Source organism: Psychrobacillus sp. OK032, assembly GCF_900111345.1.
In the GTDB taxonomy this organism is placed as follows: domain Bacteria; phylum Bacillota; class Bacilli; order Bacillales_A; family Planococcaceae; genus Psychrobacillus.
This window is the reverse complement of sequence record NZ_FOGY01000030.1, coordinates 1-3,141: the sequence shown is the minus strand read 5'-3', so window position 1 is coordinate 3,141 and position 3,141 is coordinate 1. Positions and strand designations below refer to the sequence as shown.

5 protein-coding genes are annotated in these 3,141 nt (G+C 34.0%); 1 reads left to right on the top strand and 4 read right to left on the bottom strand.

The window, feature by feature from the left end:
• Positions 1 to 337 precede the first annotated feature (337 nt).
• The 4 genes from BMZ04_RS23035 to BMZ04_RS21680 all read right to left on the bottom strand — a co-directional run bounded on the left by BMZ04_RS23035 (position 338) and on the right by BMZ04_RS21680 (position 1,808).
• Positions 338 to 709: an MmgE/PrpD family protein gene (locus BMZ04_RS23035; RefSeq protein WP_255368074.1), complete on the bottom strand. Its 372-nt coding sequence runs from the start codon at positions 707 to 709 to the stop codon at positions 338 to 340.
• Between the two features lie 138 nt (positions 710 to 847).
• Positions 848 to 1,369 (bottom strand): MmgE/PrpD family protein, encoded by a 522-nt coding sequence (locus tag BMZ04_RS23030; protein WP_255368073.1) that lies wholly within the window; start codon positions 1,367 to 1,369, stop codon positions 848 to 850.
• Positions 1,350 to 1,628 (bottom strand): MmgE/PrpD family protein, encoded by a 279-nt coding sequence (locus BMZ04_RS23025; protein ID WP_255368072.1) that lies wholly within the window; start codon positions 1,626 to 1,628, stop codon positions 1,350 to 1,352. Before BMZ04_RS23025 ends, BMZ04_RS23030 begins: the two co-directional genes overlap by 20 nt.
• 27 nt (positions 1,629 to 1,655) lie before the next feature.
• Entirely contained in the window at positions 1,656 to 1,808 is a 153-nt protein-coding gene (locus BMZ04_RS21680) for a hypothetical protein (RefSeq protein ID WP_255368075.1), read from the bottom strand.
• On the opposite strand from BMZ04_RS21680, the gene BMZ04_RS21675 reads away from it, so the two are divergent.
• Positions 1,807 to 2,256, top strand: coding sequence for a tyrosine-type recombinase/integrase (locus BMZ04_RS21675; RefSeq protein ID WP_093277804.1), 450 nt, complete (start codon positions 1,807 to 1,809; stop codon positions 2,254 to 2,256). The two genes, BMZ04_RS21680 and BMZ04_RS21675, sit on opposite strands and share 2 nt — an antisense overlap.
• The last annotated feature ends 885 nt before the right edge of the window (positions 2,257 to 3,141 follow it).

Here is a 3,141-nt window from a genome sequence, read left to right as displayed (position 1 = left end):
AAACTTTGTTTCCTGAAGTAAGTGCTCAAACTTAATTGTGGAAAATTGATTAAACTTATTTTGTGAAAACTGCTCAATTCTACTTGACGGTTACAACTGTCGATATGTTTGTGTAAATGACTTTACAACCATTTCAGGTATAATATCACTTTTTATTTAAATTACACTTGTTCGATGGATTGTTTGTGGTGACTTAATTCTACCCAAAAAAGGTCTTCCTTTTTTGCCGTTTTATTCATTTACACAAATTATTTTATACTCTCTCTAAGTAAACTGCTTTTATAACTTTGGAGTGAAAATGGTAATAAGGGTTTATTCTTATCACCATCATTTTTTTCTAATGTTTAGATTTGCTTCTCTTTGATTTTAAAGTGTTCGAATAACGATCAATTGTCTGCAGATTTTCTATAGAATAGATCGTTTCAATTAATGAGTCAAAATCACCTAAGTCTTTCGTCAAATCATTAAACTTTTGAATGAATTCTTGAGCTGCAAAAGGATTTTCTGGATCGCCTTTCGGGAAATTTGTCTTGTTAGAAATTTGCTTTCCATTAATCATTTCAATATTGAGTTCTGCACCCCATTGATGAGGATATAAACCATCAATTTCCGGGTCTACTGATACTTCAATTTTATTCATTAAATTTCTAATTTTTGGATCAAATAATGTTTTATCATTAAAGCTATTTAAGCTGCCAGAACGATTCACAATCGCTAACGCTAAGCAAAATTGAATACTAAATTTCGCTGCATAAATGGTATTAGATTGTTATTTTCTGTAATGTCTAAAGCTACCTTATATGTTTTAACATGGATTTTTTTTGTTTTCTCTACATTAAGTAGCTCGTTACTCATCATATCCCATTACATGGTGTGTATGTCTACAAGACGCATGTACTTTAAATGAATTCTCGGTAATTTTAAATTCTTTTCCTAATTTATCGATTACCCTATTTGCATTATAGTTGTCACTCATTGCTTCAAAAAAGCCTCTTCGACCTTCTAAAATTTTCGATGCACCTGTGAAGCCTTTTTCAGCTAAAATTGCACTAGTAACACCATTCATAGCAGCTTTACCTGGATGTAACTGTTTTGACATTGCTCCATCTTCAATGAATTCCCAAAGACCAGCTGCTAGTGTTACCACACTACCCAATGCATGAATAATTTTTTCTTCAGAGAGATTTAATAATTTAGCCGCTGCTATGACTGATCCAAACGTTCCGTATGTTGCTGTATTATGCCAATAATAATAATAATAATAATAATGTGATGGTGATACAGCTTCACCGATTCTGTAACAAACTTCATATCCTAGGACTATTGCTAAAACTAGGTCTTTACCGCTTCTATTTTTTCCATTCTGCAAGAGCTAATGCAGCTGGAATTACTACAGTGGCTGCATGAGTAACAGAAGTTTTCCCACCTGTTACAAGAGTCGCTTGTTCTGCACCACCTTGCTCTACTACAAACTCTTTTAACATCTGAATAGGTGCTTGATTGGAACCAGCTATTGCAGAGGCAAAATAATCTAAAATACAATGCTTTGTAAAATTTACTACTTCTTCAGGCAAATCCTCGTATTTTGTACGAACAACATACTTTGCAATTAATTTACTCAATTCCATCTAACATATAGCCTCCTTTTTAAAATTTTAATAAGATTTAGGCATCCCTAGAACATTTTGTCCTAAGAAAGCTAGAATCATATTGTTGTTAACTGGTGCCACTTGGTACATTCGCGTTTCACGGAATTTACGTTCAATATGGTATGTATCAACGAAACCGTAACCACCAAATGTATTAATGCAAACATTCGCAGCTTCCCAACTTACTTCAGATGTGAGTAGCTTAGTCCCAGTAAGTAAAAAAGTAATTACCCTGTTAAATCAATTAATGAAAGAAAATGAATATGGATTCCAGAGCGAGTTTATCTTTGCTGTTAGTGAATATAGCTTTTATAATCGACACAAATTCAATCAACGCCTTAAAGAATACGCTAAGCTCGCAAATTTAAATAAGAATGTACACCCTCACCTATTTAGGCATACTTCTGCAACTAAATGGCTTGAAAATGGAGGAGGCTTAGAGGAATTAAGAATAATTCTTGGTCATTCCAAATACGATATGGTCAAACGCTATGCGCATATAGCTGACAGCTCCATCATTGTTGCAGCTCAAAAGTATATAGTTTGGCGAATTTCCTTAATATCTAAAATAAATATTAAGAGAACTCAAAAAGAGATACAACCTTGACTTAAGGTTGTATCTCTTTCAGTATTGAAATTCAAAGTGTCCAGTCTGCTGTTTAATACACTATAGAATTTGTTATACCAACGATTTTATCTAACTCACGCCTTGTGACACTCCAAATGTATTAAACTTTTCTTGTAGCTCTTTAAGAAATGAGCGAATTAATTACAAACGAAATATTTCCTGGGAAACCGCAGAATCTAACATAAAACGCTCTTGAGTACCTTAAAATACACCATAATCCGACACCAATATGCTATGTATAAATAGGTTATTTCATTCCTAGTTTTGGATGCTGGCATTAATACATACCTAGTATATAAATAATAACGCCTATTATTACACCACTTATAATTCCTGCCAAGATACCAACAGTCAGTGGGTTTGTAATAAGTCTTTTGAACCCCCTACTAAACCTTTTCTTATCATTAACAAGTTGTTTGTAGGTGTTAGAGTTTTTCATACTAGCAACAATTGAAGGATGGTTTTTATGCCATTGTTGGTTAAGAAAATCTCTGTCATCATCTGTAAGGTTAAGCCTGCTGTATAAGTCAGGTCTACTCGAATATTACTGACACAATAACTCAAGCACGGGTCCTTAGTATGTCAATTATTTGAGTCATTTCCAGCTATAACCGAATGCTTATTTGTGAATGAGAGTGGTTTCTGTGTCCACCATGAGCAATTCTGAGCGTCTGCGGTCATGTGTGGACAAGCATTTACAACACTGTAGCGGTAGCGTGTTGTAAATGTAAGTTATATCGATTGTGAAAGAACGTACTTAGGCTAACGAGGCAGCGCGACAAGTTTTGTTATAAGCACTAAGGTGTGAAAAAACAAGGGATTTCTTCCGAAATCCTAACTTTATAACCGAGGATAGGAATGATA

Coding starts and splice junctions, on each gene's coding strand:
- BMZ04_RS23025 (WP_255368072.1), bottom strand. CDS start 1,628: ATGGAATTGAGTAAATTAATTGCAAAGTATGTTGTTCGTACAAAATAC.
- BMZ04_RS21675 (WP_093277804.1), top strand. CDS start 1,807: ATGCAAACATTCGCAGCTTCCCAACTTACTTCAGATGTGAGTAGCTTA.